This is a genomic window from Salmonella sp. GDC200615, from assembly GCF_050574145.1.
Lineage (GTDB): Bacteria > Pseudomonadota > Gammaproteobacteria > Enterobacterales > Enterobacteriaceae > Salmonella > Salmonella enterica.
Map to the genome: position 1 here is coordinate 4578609 of NZ_CP192247.1, position 18898 is coordinate 4597506.

15 protein-coding genes and 1 pseudogene are annotated in these 18898 nt (G+C 51.5%); 9 read left to right on the forward strand and 7 right to left on the reverse strand.

Annotated elements, in window-relative coordinates:
- Window position 1 precedes the first annotated feature (1 nt).
- From ACQ29O_RS22220 to ACQ29O_RS22230, 3 genes are read left to right on the forward strand one after another with little or no spacing between them, the layout of a single operon-like run.
- Window positions 2-1243, forward strand: coding sequence for an STM4012 family radical SAM protein (locus ACQ29O_RS22220; protein WP_001062069.1), 1242 nt, complete (start codon window positions 2-4; stop codon window positions 1241-1243).
- The gene (locus tag ACQ29O_RS22225) at window positions 1240-2118 is read left to right on the forward strand and encodes an STM4011 family radical SAM protein (RefSeq protein ID WP_001576425.1); all 879 of its coding nucleotides are present in this window, start codon (window positions 1240-1242) and stop codon (window positions 2116-2118) included. Before ACQ29O_RS22220 ends, ACQ29O_RS22225 begins: the two co-directional genes overlap by 4 nt.
- Complete coding sequence (locus ACQ29O_RS22230; protein WP_001270595.1) at window positions 2103-2837, forward strand: Cof-type HAD-IIB family hydrolase; 735 nt, start codon at window positions 2103-2105, stop codon at window positions 2835-2837. The genes ACQ29O_RS22225 and ACQ29O_RS22230 overlap by 16 nt, the downstream gene beginning before the upstream one ends.
- Window positions 2838-2891: 54 nt before the next feature.
- Here ACQ29O_RS22230 and typA read toward each other — a convergent pair whose 3' ends face one another.
- Entirely contained in the window at window positions 2892-4715 is a 1824-nt protein-coding gene (typA, locus tag ACQ29O_RS22235; RefSeq protein WP_000572064.1) for a ribosome-dependent GTPase TypA, read from the reverse strand.
- Window positions 4716-5090: 375 nt separating this feature from the next.
- On the opposite strand from typA, the gene glnA reads away from it, so the two are divergent.
- From glnA to ACQ29O_RS22255, 4 genes are all read left to right on the forward strand, one after another.
- A complete protein-coding gene (glnA, locus tag ACQ29O_RS22240; protein WP_001271699.1) occupies window positions 5091-6500 on the forward strand; it encodes a glutamate--ammonia ligase in 1410 nt (469 codons plus the stop codon).
- Between the two features lie 274 nt (window positions 6501-6774).
- Window positions 6775-7824, forward strand: a complete 1050-nt coding sequence (gene glnL / locus ACQ29O_RS22245) for a nitrogen regulation protein NR(II) (protein ID WP_000146192.1) — start codon at window positions 6775-6777, stop codon at window positions 7822-7824.
- A gap of 8 nt (window positions 7825-7832) precedes the next feature.
- Entirely contained in the window at window positions 7833-9242 is a 1410-nt protein-coding gene (glnG, locus tag ACQ29O_RS22250; protein ID WP_001188783.1) for a nitrogen regulation protein NR(I), read from the forward strand.
- A 112-nt stretch (window positions 9243-9354) separates the two neighbouring features.
- Entirely contained in the window at window positions 9355-9465 is a 111-nt protein-coding gene (locus ACQ29O_RS22255) for a YshB family small membrane protein (RefSeq protein ID WP_001578131.1), read from the forward strand.
- Window positions 9466-9554: 89 nt separating this feature from the next.
- Here the strand turns inward: ACQ29O_RS22255 and hemN are convergent, their stop codons facing one another.
- The 3 genes and pseudogenes from hemN to ACQ29O_RS22270 all read right to left on the reverse strand — a co-directional run bounded on the left by hemN (window position 9555) and on the right by ACQ29O_RS22270 (window position 11956).
- Complete coding sequence (gene hemN, locus ACQ29O_RS22260; protein WP_000003529.1) at window positions 9555-10928, reverse strand: oxygen-independent coproporphyrinogen III oxidase; 1374 nt, start codon at window positions 10926-10928, stop codon at window positions 9555-9557.
- Window positions 10929-11116: 188 nt separating this feature from the next.
- Window positions 11117-11608: pseudogene (gene yihI / locus ACQ29O_RS22265) on the reverse strand (Der GTPase-activating protein YihI); the annotation flags it as partial.
- A 123-nt stretch (window positions 11609-11731) separates the two neighbouring features.
- Window positions 11732-11956 carry a hypothetical protein gene (locus ACQ29O_RS22270; protein WP_001541209.1) on the reverse strand — a complete coding sequence of 75 codons (225 nt, stop codon included), beginning with the start codon at window positions 11954-11956 and terminating at the stop codon, window positions 11732-11734.
- A gap of 239 nt (window positions 11957-12195) precedes the next feature.
- On the opposite strand from ACQ29O_RS22270, the gene yihA reads away from it, so the two are divergent.
- Window positions 12196-12828, forward strand: coding sequence for a ribosome biogenesis GTP-binding protein YihA/YsxC (gene yihA / locus ACQ29O_RS22275; RefSeq protein WP_000183331.1), 633 nt, complete (start codon window positions 12196-12198; stop codon window positions 12826-12828).
- Window positions 12829-13161: 333 nt separating this feature from the next.
- Here the strand turns inward: yihA and polA are convergent, their stop codons facing one another.
- Window positions 13162-15948 (reverse strand): DNA polymerase I, encoded by a 2787-nt coding sequence (gene polA / locus ACQ29O_RS22280; protein ID WP_000249966.1) that lies wholly within the window; start codon window positions 15946-15948, stop codon window positions 13162-13164.
- 387 nt (window positions 15949-16335) lie between these two features.
- Between polA and ACQ29O_RS22285 the strand changes: the two genes are divergently transcribed.
- Window positions 16336-17244: an acyltransferase gene (locus ACQ29O_RS22285; RefSeq protein ID WP_000196894.1), complete on the forward strand. Its 909-nt coding sequence runs from the start codon at window positions 16336-16338 to the stop codon at window positions 17242-17244.
- Window positions 17245-17256: 12 nt separating this feature from the next.
- Here the strand turns inward: ACQ29O_RS22285 and dsbA are convergent, their stop codons facing one another.
- Together dsbA and ACQ29O_RS22295 are read right to left on the reverse strand one after the other, a co-directional pair.
- Window positions 17257-17880 (reverse strand): thiol:disulfide interchange protein DsbA, encoded by a 624-nt coding sequence (gene dsbA / locus ACQ29O_RS22290; RefSeq protein WP_000725364.1) that lies wholly within the window; start codon window positions 17878-17880, stop codon window positions 17257-17259.
- Between the two features lie 16 nt (window positions 17881-17896).
- Window positions 17897-18883 carry a serine/threonine protein kinase gene (locus ACQ29O_RS22295; RefSeq protein WP_000999264.1) on the reverse strand — a complete coding sequence of 329 codons (987 nt, stop codon included), beginning with the start codon at window positions 18881-18883 and terminating at the stop codon, window positions 17897-17899.
- Window positions 18884-18898 lie beyond the last annotated feature (15 nt).

An 18898-nucleotide genomic window follows, 5' to 3' on the forward strand; every position in this document is an offset into this window, starting at 1 on the left:
TATGAATAACAATGATATTTATCGTCAGTATATGTACAGTTATCCGCATAAGACGGCTTATCGGGAGGTGGAGAACGTCAGCTTTAGCGAAGTAAAACCGCGGATTTACGAGCACGACACACATCTGTATGTTCATATGCCCTTTTGTCAAAGTCGCTGCGGGTTCTGTAATTTATTTACCTGCACTGGCGCAGATAATACGTTCATTGATAGCTATATCGACGCGATTATTACCCAGGGCCGACAAATGGCGCTGGCGCCCGCCCACTGGGCAAGCTTTACCGTAGGCGGCGGCACACCTCTGCTATTAAATATTGCGCAATTAGAGAAGTTATTTTTTTCCGTCTTTGATGTGCTCAATGTTGACTGGAATATTTATAAAACGATTGAAACTTCCCCTACGGATACCACGGCAGAAAAAGTAGCGCTATTAAACGCCTTTTCCGTTAATCGCGTCAGTATTGGCGTACAAAGTTTTCATGATAGCGAGTTACATACGCTGCACCGCCGCCACAATGCCGCCAGCGCGCACCAGGCGCTGGAATGGCTAAAGGCGGGTCATTTTCCATCACTCAATATTGATATTATTTATGGCATTCCCGGCCAGACTCACGCAAGCCTGACGGAATCGTTACATCAGGCGCTCGTTTATCAACCGGAAGAGCTGTTCCTTTATCCGCTTTATAATATGCCTCGCCAGGAAAATATGCATAGCTACTACGTTTTAGCCCGCGATCTTTTACGCAACGCGGGCTACACCCAAACGTCCATGCGCCGTTTCGTCCTTAATCCAGCGCCATCCGCCGCGGCGGAAAGCTGCGGATTTGAAAACTCACTGGCGCTCGGCGCGGGCGGCAGAAGTTATCTTGGCAATCTGCATTACTGTTCACCGTGGTCGTCGAACCTGCAAACATCACGAAAAATCATTCAGGCGTTTATCGACAGCCCGGATAAAACCGTCATTAATCACGGTTATCTGCTTCCCCCTGATGAAATGAAACGCCGCTTTATCATTAAAAATCTATTTTTCTGGCAGGGACTTTCTCTTAGCGATTATCAGCAATATTTTGCCAGCGATGCGCTAAGGGATTTCCCCGACCTTGAACTCTTCATACGGCAGGGTTACTGCTATCAGAATGGCAGTCGCCTCCGGCTAACGGAGACCGGTATGGCATTATCCGATTGCCTTGCTCCTGTGTTCGTTTCGCCTGAGGTGATGCTACGGGAGAATCGGCAGAGATGAGCGCCCCCGCCCTGCGCGATATTCACACGCTGTTTTATCGCGGCTATCTTAAATCGTGTAATTATCATTGCGGCTATTGCCCGTTCCATAAACACGCCCGCAACGATAAAAAACGCGACGAAGCCGCGCTATGGCGCATGGTTGACCATTTGCCTCTTTTAGGTACGCCGTTGAATGTGATGATTACGCCTTATGGCGAGGCGCTACGCTTGCGTTATTACATGGCGGCGTTGGCAGAAATTAGCCGCTATCCTCATGTTCAGGCGGTCGGCATACAAACTAACGCCTCTTTTTCGTTAATGTCATTGCTGGAATCATTTCGTGCCGGCGGCGGAGATATCTCAAAGCTTCGGTTATGGTGTTCTTTTCATCCCTCACAAATTACCGCTGAGCGCTTTCTCCAGCAGTGTTTAGCGCTCTCTGCCGCCGGAATAACCTGGTGCGCGGGGGCTGTCGCCAGTATGAAAGATATCGCCCAGTTTCGTTGGCTACGCCAGCAGTTGCCTGACCAGAATTATTTTTGGTTTAACGCCAACGAGTGTGCCAATACCCGGCATACCGTTGAGGAAACCATCGCCTTCAGCGAACTCGATCCGCTGTATGTGGTTGAAACGCAGCAGTGGCCAGCGCAGCTGGATATCTGTACCGCAGGAAGAAAAAGTATTTTTATGAATGCAGAAGGCGATCTTTTTGCTTGTCATATCAGCAAAATTAAAATGGGTAATTTATATCAGCAACGGCTTAATTCTCCCGCCTGCCAGGCAAAACAATGCCACTGTTTTCTCGCTTATCAGCACCGTCTCGATATTCCATTGCTGAATCACCTGGATACCTCACGCTGTTTTAGGATCGGGCGCTCATGCGATATCGTTTAATCGCTTTTGATCTTGATGGAACGCTGCTAAACCGTAATAAACAAATTCTGCCAGAGTCGCTAACCGCCATCCGTCAGATGCAAGACATGGGCTGCCGAATAATGCTTGTCACCGGCCGCTCTCATCGTGAAGCCTATGCGTATTATCAAACGCTGGCGCTCACCGAACCGATGATCTGTTGTAACGGAAGTTATATTTATCAACCGGCTCAACAGCAGATCCTTCATCCACTGCCGCTGACGCACTTACAAACGGAAAAAATACTGGCGCGGGTATATCCGCTTAAACCGACAATTCGTGCTGATGATAAAATAATCTTTCAGGCTGATGAGCTAAGCAGTAGGGAGAATATTTGGCAAATCAGCGTCGTTCATCGGCACATAAAACAACTACAAAATATTGCTGAGTTTATACAGCATGAATTACAGCTAAGCTGTACCTGGTCCTGGCATCATCAACTGGATATTCTCCAGAAGGGGTGTAGCAAAGGGCAAAGCCTCGCCAGATATGCACAGCAACAGCATATCGCAATGCGCGAAGTGATGGCGTTTGGCGATAATGATAACGATGCGGAAATGCTACGTTTAGCCGGATTGGGCGTAGCGATGGGGAATGCCAGCGCCCGGGCAAAGGTTTATGCGGACAGCGTCATTGGTCGGCATAATACGCCAGCGATTGCTGATTTTTTGGCAACCTTATCCCTTTCTCAACGTGAATAAAAAAACCCCGCCGAGCTTTCATTTCGGCAGGGTTTTTATCCGTAAGAACGTTAATTACTCTTCTTTCTGACCACGGTTCGCACGGCGGCGATCGTTTTCCGTCAGGTGACGTTTACGGATACGGATAGAGGTCGGGGTGACTTCTACCAGTTCGTCGTCATCAATGAACTCCAGCGCTTGCTCAAGGCTCATTTTAATTGGCGGAACCAGAATCACCGCTTCATCCGTACCAGACGCACGCATGTTGGTCAGCTTCTTACCGGTCAGGCAGTTTACCGTCAGGTCGTTGGAGCGACTGTGAATACCAATAATCTGGCCTTCATAAACTTCCGCGCCGTGACCCAGGAACAGCTTACCGCGATCCTGCAAACCGAACAGCGCAAACGCCACCGCTTTACCCTGACCGTTAGAGATCAGTACGCCGTTCTGACGCTGACCCACTTCACCCGGACGAATATCGTCGTAATGGCTGAAGGTGGAGTACAGCAGACCCGTACCGGAAGTCATGGTCATGAATTCTGAACGGAAACCAATCAGCCCACGGCTTGGGATCACGTAGTCGAGACGTACGCGGCCTTTACCGTCCGGATTCATGTTTTTCAGGTCGCCTTTACGCTCGCCCAGCGCCTGCATGACAGACCCCTGGTGCTGCTCTTCGACGTCCAGCGTCACGTTTTCGTACGGCTCTTGTTTACGACCGTCGATTTCACGGAAGATAACTTTCGGACGGGAAACCGCCAGTTCGAAACCTTCACGACGCATATTTTCAATCAGCACGGACAGGTGCAGTTCGCCACGACCGGATACACGGAACGCATCCGCATCTTCGGTTTCTTCAACGCGCAGCGCCACGTTATGCACCAGCTCTTTGTTCAGACGGTCAAGAATCTGACGAGAAGTCACAAACTTACCTTCTTTACCGCAGAACGGCGAGGTGTTAACGCAGAAGAACATAGACACGGTCGGCTCATCAACGGACAACGCCGGCAGCGCTTCAACGTTCTGCGGGTCGCAGATGGTGTCGGAAATGTTCAGCTCGCCCAGACCGGTGATCGCAATGATATCGCCCGCTTCGGCGATATCGCTGTCGATACGCTCCAGACCCAGATGCGTCAGCACTTTACCTACTTTCGCGTTACGGGTTTTCCCTTCACTATCGATGATAGTGACCTGCTGGTTCGGCTTCACTTTGCCGCGTTTGATACGGCCAATGCCGATAACGCCAACATAGTTGTTGTAGTCCAGCTGGGAGATCTGCATCTGCAACGGACCATCGAGGTCAACGTCCGGCGCCGGAACATGATCAACGATCGCCTGATACAGCGGGGTCATGTCTTCCGCCATATCTTCGTGGTCCAGACCCGCGATACCGTTCAGCGCCGAAGCGTAGATGATCGGGAAGTCCAGCTGTTCGTCGGTCGCGTCGAGGTTAACAAACAGGTCGAATACCTGGTCAACAACCCAGTCAGGGCGCGCGCCAGGACGGTCAACCTTGTTGATAACCACAATAGGTTTCAGGCCATGAGCAAAGGCTTTTTTGGTCACGAAGCGCGTTTGCGGCATCGGGCCGTCAAATGCGTCAACCACCAGCAGCACAGAGTCAACCATGGACATGACGCGCTCTACTTCACCACCGAAGTCAGCGTGCCCGGGAGTATCAACGATGTTGATACGGTAATCATTCCATTTAATAGCGGTGTTTTTAGCGAGGATAGTAATACCACGCTCTTTCTCCAAATCGTTGGAGTCCATCACTCGCTCTTGAGTTTCGGCACGCGCGTCGAACGTACCGGATTGCTGGAGCAGCTTATCAACCAGGGTAGTTTTACCATGGTCAACGTGCGCGATGATGGCGATGTTACGCAAATTTTCGATCACAACTTTGCCTCAGGCATTAGAAATAGCGCGTTATTGTACACGGATTAATCGCACTACAAAACAGGATCACAAACATCCTCCGCAAACAAGTATTGCAGAGTCTCTTTGTGATCGCTTTCACGGAGCGTTAAAAGGGTGGCTTGCGTTCTATTGCACCAATGTGGTGCTCAATGTTCACATTAAAGCACTATTTTGGTGCAACATAGTCACCGTGGTGCAGCCCTTTTGCACGATGGTACGCATGATAACGCCTTTTGGGGGCAATGTGAAAGTTGGCACAGATTTCGCTTTATATTTTTACGGCGACACGGCCAGCAGAATTGAAGATCTCGTTACCACGACGACCGACCATGACCAATCCGGGAGAGTACAAGTATGTCCGCTGAACACGTTTTGACGATGCTGAACGAGCACGAAGTGAAGTTTGTCGATCTGCGCTTCACCGATACCAAAGGCAAAGAACAGCACGTCACGATTCCTGCTCATCAGGTAAATGCCGAATTCTTTGAAGAAGGCAAAATGTTTGACGGCTCCTCTATCGGCGGCTGGAAAGGCATTAACGAATCTGACATGGTGCTGATGCCAGACGCATCCACCGCAGTGATTGACCCGTTCTTCGCGGACTCTACCCTGATTATCCGTTGCGACATCCTGGAGCCTGGCACTCTGCAAGGTTATGACCGTGACCCACGTTCCATCGCAAAACGTGCGGAAGACTACCTGCGCGCGACCGGTATCGCCGATACCGTCCTGTTTGGGCCGGAACCTGAATTCTTCCTGTTCGATGACATCCGCTTCGGCGCATCTATCTCCGGCTCACATGTGGCGATTGACGATATTGAAGGCGCCTGGAACTCCTCTACCAAATATGAAGGCGGCAACAAAGGCCATCGTCCGGGCGTGAAAGGCGGTTATTTCCCGGTTCCGCCAGTTGACTCCGCGCAGGATATCCGTTCTGAAATGTGTCTGGTCATGGAGCAGATGGGCCTGGTCGTTGAAGCGCACCACCACGAAGTAGCGACCGCAGGTCAGAACGAAGTGGCGACCCGCTTTAACACCATGACCAAAAAAGCCGACGAAATTCAGATTTACAAATATGTCGTACATAACGTGGCTCACCGCTTCGGTAAGACCGCGACCTTTATGCCAAAACCGATGTTCGGCGATAACGGTTCTGGTATGCACTGCCACATGTCGCTGGCGAAGAACGGCACCAACCTGTTCTCTGGCGACAAATATGCCGGTCTGTCTGAGCAGGCGCTGTACTACATCGGCGGCGTCATCAAACACGCCAAAGCCATCAACGCCCTGGCGAACCCGACCACCAACTCCTACAAGCGTCTGGTCCCGGGTTACGAAGCGCCGGTGATGCTGGCCTACTCCGCCCGTAACCGTTCCGCCTCCATCCGTATTCCGGTGGTGGCGTCTCCGAAAGCGCGCCGTATCGAAGTGCGTTTCCCGGACCCGGCGGCTAACCCGTATCTGTGCTTTGCCGCCCTGCTGATGGCCGGTCTGGACGGGATTAAGAATAAGATTCACCCGGGCGAAGCCATGGACAAAAACCTGTATGATCTGCCGCCGGAAGAAGCGAAAGAGATCCCACAGGTAGCGGGTTCTCTGGAAGAAGCGCTGAACGCGCTGGATCTGGACCGCGAGTTCCTGAAAGCAGGCGGCGTGTTCACGGATGAAGCGATCGATGCGTATATTGCGCTGCGTCGCGAAGAAGATGACCGCGTGCGTATGACCCCGCACCCGGTAGAGTTTGAGCTGTACTACAGCGTTTAATCGTATATTAAAAATCCGACGAATTTCGCGTTGCTGCAAGGCGGCAACTGAGCACATCCCCAGGAGCATAGATAGCGATGTGACCGGGGTAAGCGAAGGCAGCCAACGCAGCAGCAGCGTGAAAGGCGTCAGGAGTTTTTGAGTTGCCGTGGAAACTTTCAGCCCATCCCAGGATGGGCTTTTTTCTCCACCAACAATCTGATCTCACGCGCTTTTTAGTGGTAAAAAGCTATAATGCACTAAAATGGTGCAACCTTTTCCAGGAGACTGCTGAATGGCAAGCGGCATACAGCCCGATGCTGGGCAGATCCTCAATTCGTTAATCAACAGCGTGCTGGTGGTCGACGACGCGCTGGCAATCCATTACGCCAACCCTGCCGCGCAGCAGTTGCTCGCGCAAAGCTCACGCAAACTGTTCGGGACGCCGTTACCTGAACTGTTGAGCTATTTTTCGTTAAACATTGACCTGATGCGCGAAAGTTTAGCGGCAGGGCAAGGCTTTACCGATAACGAAGTGACGCTGGTGATTGATAGTCGCTCGCATATTCTCTCTTTGACCGCCCAACGTCTGCCCGACGATTTTATACTGCTCGAAATGGCGCCGATGGATAACCAGCGTCGTCTGAGTCAGGAGCAGTTGCAGCACGCGCAGCAAATCGCCGCCCGCGATCTGGTGCGCGGTCTGGCACACGAAATCAAAAATCCGCTCGGCGGCCTGCGCGGCGCGGCGCAGCTACTCAGCAAGGCGCTGCCCGACCCGGCGCTAACGGAATATACCAAAGTCATCATTGAACAGGCCGACAGGCTACGCAACCTTGTCGATCGTTTGCTGGGGCCGCAGCACCCGGGAATGCACATTACCGAGAGCATACATAAAGTCGCGGAGCGCGTGGTGGCGCTGGTGTCGATGGAACTGCCGGATAATGTCCGGCTTATCCGCGATTACGACCCCAGTCTGCCAGAACTGCCGCATGACCCGGAACAAATTGAGCAAGTACTGCTGAATATTGTCCGCAATGCCTTGCAGGCGCTGGGGCCGGATGGCGGCGAAATTACGCTGCGTACCCGTACCGCCTTCCAGTTAACGCTGCATGGCGAACGCTATCGCCTGGCGGCGCGTATAGACGTTGAAGACAATGGGCCGGGCATTCCTCCCCATTTACAGGATACGCTGTTCTACCCGATGGTCAGCGGTCGCGAAGGCGGCACCGGGCTTGGGTTATCTATCGCCCGCAATCTTATCGATCAACACGCCGGCAAAATTGAATTTACCAGTTGGCCGGGGCATACCGAGTTTTCGGTTTACCTGCCGATTCGGAAATAGAGGTGTTTATGCAACGAGGAATAGTCTGGGTCGTCGATGATGATAGTTCCATCCGTTGGGTGCTTGAACGTGCTCTCGCCGGGGCAGGGTTGACCTGTACCACCTTTGAGAATGGTAATGAAGTACTGGCTGCGCTGGCCAGTAAAACGCCGGACGTCTTGCTGTCGGATATCCGAATGCCGGGAATGGACGGGCTGGCGCTATTAAAGCAGATTAAACAGCGTCACCCGATGCTTCCGGTCATCATTATGACCGCGCATTCCGATTTAGATGCCGCCGTGAGCGCCTATCAGCAGGGGGCGTTTGATTATCTGCCTAAACCGTTTGATATTGATGAAGCCGTCGCTCTGGTCGAGCGCGCGATTAGCCACTATCAGGAGCAGCAGCAGCCGCGTAATATCGAGGTTAACGGCCCGACAACAGACATGATAGGCGAAGCGCCCGCCATGCAGGATGTGTTTCGCATTATTGGTCGGCTGTCGCGTTCTTCGATTAGCGTGCTGATTAACGGCGAATCAGGGACCGGTAAAGAACTGGTCGCCCATGCGCTTCACCGCCATAGCCCACGCGCCAAAGCGCCGTTTATCGCGCTCAATATGGCGGCCATCCCGAAAGATTTGATTGAATCCGAACTGTTTGGCCATGAGAAAGGCGCTTTTACCGGGGCGAATACCATCCGGCAGGGCCGTTTCGAGCAGGCTGACGGCGGCACGCTGTTTCTGGACGAAATTGGCGATATGCCGCTGGATGTCCAGACTCGTCTGTTACGCGTGCTGGCTGACGGACAGTTCTACCGCGTGGGCGGGTACGCGCCGGTAAAAGTGGATGTGCGCATTATCGCCGCCACCCACCAGAACCTCGAACGACGCGTTCAGGAAGGGAAATTCCGCGAAGACCTGTTCCACCGCCTGAACGTGATTCGTATCCATCTTCCGCCGTTGCGCGAGCGCCGTGAGGATATTCCGCGCCTGGCGCGCCATTTTTTGCAGGTCGCCGCCCGTGAATTAGGTGTGGAAGCCAAATTATTACATCCGGAAACCGAAACGGCGTTAACGCGCCTGGCATGGCCTGGTAACGTGCGTCAGTTAGAAAATACCTGCCGCTGGCTCACCGTCATGGCCGCCGGACAGGAGGTATTGATCCAGGATTTACCGGGCGAACTGTTTGAAGCCTCGACGCCGGATAGCCCGTCCCACCTGCCGCCGGATAGCTGGGCTACATTACTGGCACAATGGGCGGACCGCGCCTTGCGATCCGGTCATCAAAACCTGCTTTCTGAAGCGCAGCCAGAACTGGAGAGAACGCTACTGACCACGGCATTACGCCATACGCAGGGTCATAAACAGGAAGCCGCCAGGCTGCTCGGTTGGGGACGAAACACCCTAACGCGGAAGTTGAAAGAGCTGGGAATGGAGTAAACATTACCCGCGAGTGTAAAGATTAATAATTGAGCGCAAAACGCTGCTATTTTGCGCTTTACTGTTCCGATGAGTTCAGTATGATCATGCCCGGCAAACGGGGGGATTCATTATGTTAGAATCTATTATTAATCTGGTATCGAGTGGAGCGGTCGACAGCCACACGCCACAAACTGCGCTAGCCGCCGTGTTGTGTGCCGCGCTGGTGGGACTGTTCAGCTGACAATGTGCCGGATGGCGCTAATGCTTATCCGGCCTACAGGTTGTCGCAACGTGTAGGCCTGGTAAGCGCAGCGCCACCGGGCAACCCGGCTAAATGACGCGCGAGAACTGCTGCATCCGCGCTTTCTGGCGCAGATACGCGTCAAAGCACATGCAGATATTGCGGATCAGCAAACGACCTTTCGCCGTCACCTGAATTCCCTTCTCGCTAATATCCACCAGCCCATCTTTCGCCAGCGGCGACAGTAACTGCAAATCTTCGGCAAAATACTCAGCGAAATGCAAACCCCACTGCTGTTCGACAGCGTTAAAATCCAGGCGGAAGTTACAAATCAGCGCCTTGATAACATCGCGACGAATGCAATCATCACGGGTCAGCGTAATACCACGCCATAGCGCATTGCCCCGCTCATCCACTTGCTGGTAATAACGCTTCAGCTCTTTCTGGTTCTGCATGTAGCCATCGCCAATCATGCTGATAGCAGAAACCCCCATCCCCAGCAGATCGGTATCGCCCTGGGTCGTATAGCCCTGAAAATTACGGTGCAACACGCCTTCGCGCTGCGCGACGGCCAGTTCGTCGTCCGGACGGGCAAAATGGTCCATCCCGATAAACTGATAACCAGCCTGGGTAAGCGATACGATCGTCTCCTGCAAAATATCCAGTTTCTGCTGCGCGCTGGGTAAATCAGCATCTTTAATTTTACGCTGGGCGGCAAAAAGCGTTGGCAGATGCGCATAGTTAAAGACGCTCAAACGATCGGGGTTCAGTTCCGTCACACGCTTCAGCGTGAAAGCGAAGCTTTCCGGCGTCTGTTTCGGTAGACCGTAGATCAAATCGATATTGGTCGAGGTAAAGCCGATATCGCGGGCGTGATTAAGCAGCGCAAAGATGAATTCTTCATCCTGCTCGCGGTTAACCAGGCGCTGCACCTCTTTATTAAAGTCCTGCACGCCCATACTCAGGCGGTTAAAACCTTCCGCACGTAAATGATCGAGCACATCCAGCTCAATTTCACGAGGATCGACTTCGATCGAGATTTCCGCATCGGTATTAAAGTGGAAATTTTCACGCAACAGCGTCATTAAGCGGCTGATTTGCGTTTTATTCAGGTAAGTAGGCGTACCGCCGCCCCAGTGAAGCTGGCTGACATGACGGTCTGCAAACAGCGGCGTGCGATGACGAATTTCCTGCTCAAGCGCGTCAAGATACTGGTCAGCTTTATGCTGTTGGCGGGTGACAATCTTGTTGCAGCCGCAGAAATAACACAACTTGTGACAAAACGGGATATGCACATACAGCGAGAGCGGACGCTCAGGATAACGCGCCACAGCCTGCAAGAATGCGGCGTCCTCGAAGTCTTCAGAAAACTCCAGCGCGGTTGGGTACGAGGTATATCGTGGCCCGGAATAGTTATATTTCTGGATCAGGGCCAGATCCCAGTCTATTTGCTGTTCAGACATGCTCACTCCTTCCGATGGCGTCTCTGGCGGGTACGGCGTACCGGCTTCACGCCATGACGGGCGGCAAGCCGGCTGCGCAGCCATTTCTGTCGCCGCGACAATCGCTGTAGTTTAACGAATAACCACACCAGATAACATATAACCGGAAGGGTTATAAGCAGGACGGGCAAGCCCACGGTGTAAACCCGTTAGTTGCCGCCTCTTAGCAGGCGCATCATATCTTCCTGCTTCTCGTCCTCTTCGTCGTCTTCTTCGTCGTCATCGTAAGACAGACCAAGCTTCTGCATCAGTTCATCAATACGATCCAGTTTGGCATCTACCCAGGCTTGATCTTCCGCACTCAGGGTTTCGCCCGCTTCCAGACGTTCTAACAGCGCATCCAGGCGCTCATCCGTTTCCAGTAAATCCAACTCCGCCTGCGGTGAAAGCATAGGTTTCTCACTTTTCGGTTTATGCTGTTGGGTCACTTTTTCAGTCACGCCCAATGGAACAGGTGTTTTACTGCCAATACGTGGATCTTTTTGTTGATTCTGATTGCCGCCGCCCGCCGCGCGACTTCCCGGCGCATGACCGCGATGTTTTTTCAGGCGTTTACGGTCGCGCGCCTCCTGGTTTAACTCTTCACGCGTTTTACGACGCTGTTTGCCAAAGGCTTTACTGCGCGGTGCAGAGGTTGGTTTTTCATGATGTCAGATCTTTAAGCCGTTTTATTCAGTATAGAATTGAGGCGGAATCTAGCAGAAAGCAAGCAAAGAAAAAAGGCGACAGAGTAATCTGCCGCCTTTTTTCTTGACTCACGACCCTTAACGGGTTCCACCATCCCTGTTGGCTATCAACACGCCCTGTTTTTCCCTTAGCCTGGAACATTCCATGTTGTTTCCATTTCCTTTTACTAACGTCTCCGGACGTTTGTCTTCCTGACAATCCTGTGTCTTCGCCTCCTGGCGCTCCTGACCCTCATCCTGAGTCGTTGATCCTGTTAGCGTCCTCGCTATGTGCATTACTTTACTCTTTTGGGGTAAACTCACAGGATACCGACACGGCAAATCCCTTTTTTTCAGACAATTACCTTTCTATAAATTCATAATTTAACTATATTAACTGGCTTTGAGCCTGACAACGACTCTGCCATGTCGCATAAGTGCAATGGTCAATGTCTCACAAAGCGTATGGCTTTTACTTACAGCACCGCCGCGCCGAAAAATCCGTCTTTTGCTGGCGTTCAGGTATAATCGCCACAATGCTTTGACTGACGGAGACGACCGCTTTGACTAACCTGAATTATCAACAGACGCATTTTGTGATGAGTGCGCCTGATATTCGCCATTTACCTTCCGATTGCGGAATTGAAGTGGCTTTTGCTGGCCGTTCCAATGCAGGCAAATCCAGCGCCCTGAACACGTTGACCAACCAAAAAAGCCTGGCGCGCACCTCTAAAACGCCGGGCCGTACCCAATTGATTAACCTGTTTGAAGTCGTAGAGGGCAAACGGTTGGTCGACCTGCCGGGCTATGGCTATGCGGAAGTCCCGGAAGAGATGAAACGCAAGTGGCAACGCGCGCTGGGGGAATATCTGGAGAAACGTCAAAGCCTACAGGGCTTAGTCGTTTTAATGGATATCCGCCATCCGTTGAAAGACCTCGACCAACAGATGATCCAGTGGGCTGTAGAGAGCAATATCCAGGTTCTGGTTCTGCTGACCAAAGCGGACAAACTGGCCAGCGGCGCGCGCAAGGCGCAGTTGAATATGGTACGTGAAGCCGTGCTGGCTTTTAATGGCGATGTGCAGGTAGAAGCGTTTTCCTCGCTGAAAAAGCAGGGCGTGGATAAGTTACGTCAGAAGCTGGATAGCTGGTTTAGTGAACTGGCACCGGTCGAAGAGATTCAGGACGGGGAATAATCACCCGCTATGCCGGATGGCGCCGCTGCGCGTCTTATCCGGCCTACGGTGTGAGCGAAACTTTTCTTGCGCACAATAAAAAACGCCCCAGTCATAAACTGACTGGGGCGGCTAAAATATTCAGCCAAATCCGATTACGTGAAGTAAAAGGTCTGAAAGATAGAACATCTTACCTCTGTACCCTACGTGAATAACTTTACTCTTTTTTGAGCAACACAGAAAGACCTTTTCGTAATTTTTTTCATTCTTTACATAGGGAATTCTAATACCCATCACAAAACCCCCGTGCTTATGTTGCTTAATTACGAAAAAAGCGCGTTATTCCTTAAATGCTTAGTGCGCTTGATCCCAATTTTCTCCGCTACCGACTTCCACCAGCAACGGCACATCAATACGCGTGCAGTTTTCCATCAACTGATGGATACGTTTTGCTACCGCATCTAAGTCGTCTTTATGCACCTCGAACACTAATTCATCGTGTACCTGCATAATCATCCGCACGCGTGGCTGCTCGGCCTGTAGCCAGGCATCGACGGCAATCATGGCGCGCTTGATGATATCGGCAGCCGTTCCTTGCATGGGAGCATTGATCGCCGCGCGTTCCGCCCCCGCGCGCCGCGCCGCGTTGCTGGATTTAATATCCGGCAGGTAAAGGCGGCGTCCCTCCAGCGTTTCCACATAGCCTTGTTCTTTTGCCTGAGCGCGGGTGCGCTCCATATATTCCAGCACGCCAGGGTAGCGTTCGAAGTAGAGATCCATATACTTCTGCGCCTCTTTACGCGGAATATTAAGCTGGCGAGAAAGACCGAAGGCGCTCATCCCGTAAATCAGGCCAAAGTTAATGGCTTTCGCACTTCGGCGCTGTTCCCCGGTCACGCTATCCAGCGGCAAGCCAAAGACTTCCGCCGCCGTTGCGCGGTGAATATCCTTCCCTTCGGCGAACGCCGTGAGCAGTCCTTTATCACGGGAAAGATGCGCCATAATACGCAGCTCAATCTGTGAATAGTCCGCAGACACGATGAGATAATCCTCAGGCGCAATAAATGCCTGACGAATGCGGCGGCCTTCTTCATTGCGCACCGGAATATTTTGCAGGTTCGGATCGGTGGACGATAAACGTCCCGTCGCCGTTACCGCCTGATGATAGGACGTATGGACGCGCCCGGTTTTCGGGTTAATCATCAGCGGCAGCTTATCGGTATAGGTGGATTTTAGCTTCGCCAGACCACGATACTCCAGAATCACTTTCGGCAGCGGATAGTCCAGCGCCAGCTCTTCCAGCACCTCTTCCGACGTTGACGGCGCGCCGCCAGGCGTTTTCTTCAGCGGCTTAATACCCTGCTTTTCAAACAGGATGGTCTGCAACTGCTTCGTCGAGGACAGGTTGAACGCCTCGCCCGCAATGTCATGCGCTTTCTTTTCCAGTTCCGCCAGACGTAGCGTGATTTCTTCCGAATGTTTGTGCAGGACGGCAGGATCGATTTTTACGCCATTGCGCTCAACGCGTGACAGTACAGGCACCAACGGCATTTCGATGTTTTCGAAAACATTCAGCGGGCCTTTGTGCTGCTGGAGCTCAGGCCACATTTTGAGATGCAACTGTAACGTGACATCCGCATCTTCTGCCGCATAGCGCCCCGCTTCCTCCAGTGCGATCTGGTTAAAGGTGAGCTGGTTTTTACCTTTACCGGCAATGTCTTCAAAGGTGATAGTTTTGTGCTTCAGCCAACGATCGGACAAACTGTCCATATCATGGCGTCCGGCGACGCTGTTCAGAATGTAAGACTCAAGCATGGTATCGAAGGCGATACCGCGCAGCTCAATACCGTAATTTTGCAAGACGCCGCGATCGTACTTGAGGTTTTGCCCCACTTTGCGCACTTTTTCATCTTCCAGCAGCGGCTTCAGCAGCTCCAGAGCACGCTGGCGGGAGATTTGATCCGGAGCGTCCAGATAATCATGCGCGACAGGTACATACGCGGCAACGCCAGGTTCGATAGCAAACGAGAGGCCCACCAGGTTGGCGGCGATATTATCCAGACTGTCGGTCTCCGTGTCGAAAGCAAAAACTGGCGCTTTTTTCAGCTTTTCAATCCAGCTTTCCAGCGTAACGTCGTCCAGAATCGTGACATAATTTTCATAAGAGAGCGCCGCTGCCGGTTCGCTGGGCGATTCATCAATAACGACCGTTTCCTGCGGTTTGGCCGCCGGTTTCGCGCCCTTTGCCTGTAGCCACTTGCCTGCCTCGACGTCCGCCGTCCAGCGCTTGAACTCATATTTTTTAAACAGGCCCAGCAGTTCATCCGCAATCGGCTGCTGCACTTCAAGCTGTTCGCAGGTCAGCTCCAGCTCAACATCCGTTTTAATGGTGGCGAGTTTATAAGACAGGTACGCTACGTCTTTATTCTGCGCTAATTTACCGGCCATCGTTTTGGCGCCGCGGAAAGTGAGACCGGCAATTTTTTCCGGCTCGGCGTACAGCGTATCCAGGCCGCCCAATCCCTGAAGCAAGGCTTGCGCCGTCTTCTCACCCACGCCTGGTACGCCTGGAATATTATCCGAGGAGTCCCCCATCAGCGCCAGAAAGTCGATAATCAGCTCAGGCGGCACGCCGTACTTATTAACGACTTCATCCGGGCCGAGGATGGTGTTAGTCATGGTGTTGATCAGCGTAATATTCGGCGTCACCAACTGTGCCATATCTTTATCGCCGGTGCTGATTAATACCGGACGCCCCACCTTCTCCGCTTCTCGCGCCAGTGTACCGATAACGTCATCCGCTTCTACGCCAGAGACTGCCAGCAGAGGTAACCCCATGGCTTTAACCATGGCATGTAACGGCTCTATTTGCGCTCGCAGATCATCCGGCATCGGAGGACGATGCGATTTGTAGTGTTCAAAGAGCTCATCACGGAAGGTTTTTCCTTTGGCGTCAAACACCACCGCAGCATGCGTCGGCTGATACTGCATGATCAGGCTGCGCAACATGTTGAGGACACCATACATTGCGCCCGTAGGTTCTCCCGCGCTGTTGGTTAACGGCGGAAACGCATGATAGGCGCGATAGAGATAGGATGAGCCATCTACGAGAATAAGTGGGTTTTCTGGGATCTGAACCATAATGTCCGTGCCTGTTTAACAGATTATGGTTAAAGGATGCCACATACAGGAGGAAAACTTGAGTTTTTCGCCGCATTTGCGGAAAAGTTTTGTCGATCTTCAGGATCGCTCGCAAAACAACCTGTGGATAACTTTGTGTGTAAATTCTTACCATTACTTTAAAATCAGCGCGATAGCCTTCTCATCTTAATAATTAACCATTATTTTCAATGAGTTGTTAACATCACGTTTTTCTGATTATCTGATTCATGCCGTTATCATAATGTGGATAGTTGTTACGAGTGTTTCTATTTCACTCAGCGCCATCATTAGCATCGTTTTCTGATAGAATCAGCCTCTTGCGCCCTTTTCGCGCACCGTTTATGGCTAACTTTTGAATAATTTATTATGACGAGAATACTCGCGGCTATCACGCTCCCATTGAGTATCGTATTGACCATCCTGGTCACTATTGTTTGCTCAGTACCGATCATCGTTGCCGGTATGGTAAAGCTCCTTTTGCCTGTTCCCTGTATCTGGCGCAAGGTCTCCATTTTCTGCAATTTCATGATGTATTGCTGGTGTGCTGGTCTTGCAGCGCTGTTACGCCTTAATCCGCACTTGCAATGGGATGTAGAAGGGTTAGAAGGGCTGAGCAAGAAAAATTGGTATTTACTGATTTGTAATCATCGCAGCTGGGCCGATATCGTTGTGCTTTGCGTTCTGTTCCGCAAGCATATCCCAATGAATAAGTACTTTCTTAAACAGCAATTGGCCTGGGTACCGTTCATTGGCTTGGCGTGCTGGGCATTAGATATGCCGTTTATGAAGCGCTACTCCCGTAGCTACCTGCTCCGCCACCCCGATCGACGCGGCAAAGATGTTGAAACAACTCGTCGCTCTTGCGAAAAGTTTCGTCGGTATCCCACCACTATCGTTAACTTTGTTGAAGGCTCGCGATTTACGCATGAGAAACGTCAGCAAACGCATTCACCTTATCAACATCTGTTGCCGCCAAAAGCAGCCGGTATTGCAATGGCGATTAACGTTTTAGGCTCACAGTTCGATAAGCTGCTTAATATTACGTTGTGTTACCCAAACAACGATCGCCACCCTTTCTACGATATGCTAAGCGGTAGGCTGACGCGTATTGTTGTTCGGGTGCAACTGGAACCCATAAATGAAGAACTGCACGGCGATTACGTGAACGACAAAACATTCAAACGCCGTTTTCAACGTTGGCTTAATACGCTGTGGGATAAGAAAGATATACAGATAGAAGAGATTAAAACATCTTATAAAAACGCCGGTCAGTGACCGGCGTTCTTTTTATTTTTTATCAACCAAATATTTCACGGTATCAGCATACTGCTGAACAAAAACATCCATGCTGCTGGTATCCATGCCTTGTGGGTTAATCTGGTATTTGCCATTGACGAACATCGCCGGAACGCCCTGCAGTTGCAAGTCAGCCGCGGCTTTCTCCTGTTGCGCAACCAGTGATTTCACCACGAAGCTGTTCCATGCCGCATCGTAATCTTCGCCTTTGACGCCCGCATCAACGAACACTTTACGGATATCCGCGGCAGATTGTACTGTCTGGGTTTTCTGTACGGCTTCAAACAGCGGGACCGTGACTTTATCTTCTACACCCAACGCCATCGCCACCGCCCATGCCTGGGTGAGCTCCTTGCCCAACGGCCCCAGGAACTCAACGTGGTACTTGGTCATTTTGGTGCCTTCCGGCAGCTTTTTCTTCACATTGTCAGACACATGAAGCACTTCTTCAAACTGATAACAATGTGGGCAGTAGAAGGAGAAAAACTCCAGTACCTGGGGTTCGCCAGCGACCGGTTTATCCAGCGTGATATACTGTTTACCGTCGCTGATCTGTGCTGCCGAGGCGCTAAAAGCTAAAACCATACCAGCCAGCGCCAGCCAAATCTTTTTCATGATCAACTCTCTCCGATTAATACATTGGCGTTAATTGTAAAGGGGGTTCGTGCAAAATTTTAGTCTGCTCAATAAAAGTCGTTGTCTGTCGCTGCCAGTAATCTTCCCCTGTTAACCAGGGAAAGTTTTTTGGAAACGCAGGATCGCCCCAACGACGAATCAACCAGGCAAGATAATAAACTAAACGCATGGCGCGTAAAGGTTCAATGAGACCAATTTCAGCCGTATCGAACTCACTAACTTCTTCATAAGCTTCAATAATGGTTTCAAGCTGCATTCGCTGTTCTGCTTTGTCGCCGTTCAGCAGCATCCATAAATCCTGTATCGCCGGACCGTTACGGGCATCATCTAAATCGACAAACAGCGGTCCATCACGCCATAGAATGTTGCCGGCATGACAATCGCCGTGCAATCGCAGCGTGGCGAAATCGGTGCGCCAGCATTCGGTAACTGCAGACAGTAGAGTATCAGTGGCTTTCAGGAAAGCCGCTTTTTGCCCGGAGGGAATCAGTGCGGCATCTTCGAATACCTGGCGAGGTTCAAAAAGATACTCTGCAAGCCCAATGTCAGGCCGGAAAGTGAAAGGACGTTTTCGCCCCGTCTGATGCAATCGACCAAGATAACGCCCTACCGCCTCCATCTGATCGATATTATCTGCTTCAAACTGACGACCGCCTACGCTGGGGAAAATGGCATAATGATAGCCCTGATGCGCTAACAGTGTCTGGCCATTAAACGCGAGCGGAGCAGCAACCGGAACCTCATCCTTCACCAGTTCAAGCGCGAATTGGTGTTCTTCCCGAATTTGATCAACAGACCAGCGTTCAGGACGATAAAACTTAACGACAAAACGTCGACGGTCTTCATCCTGAAACTGATAGACGCGGTTTTCATAACTGTTTAGTGGAGTCAGCCCGGAATCCACCCTGATCCCCTGTTCAAACAGCGCATCCATGATGGTTTCCGGGTGTAGCGTCTGGAAAGTAAAAGCGTTGTCGTTCATCCCATCATCCGGAAA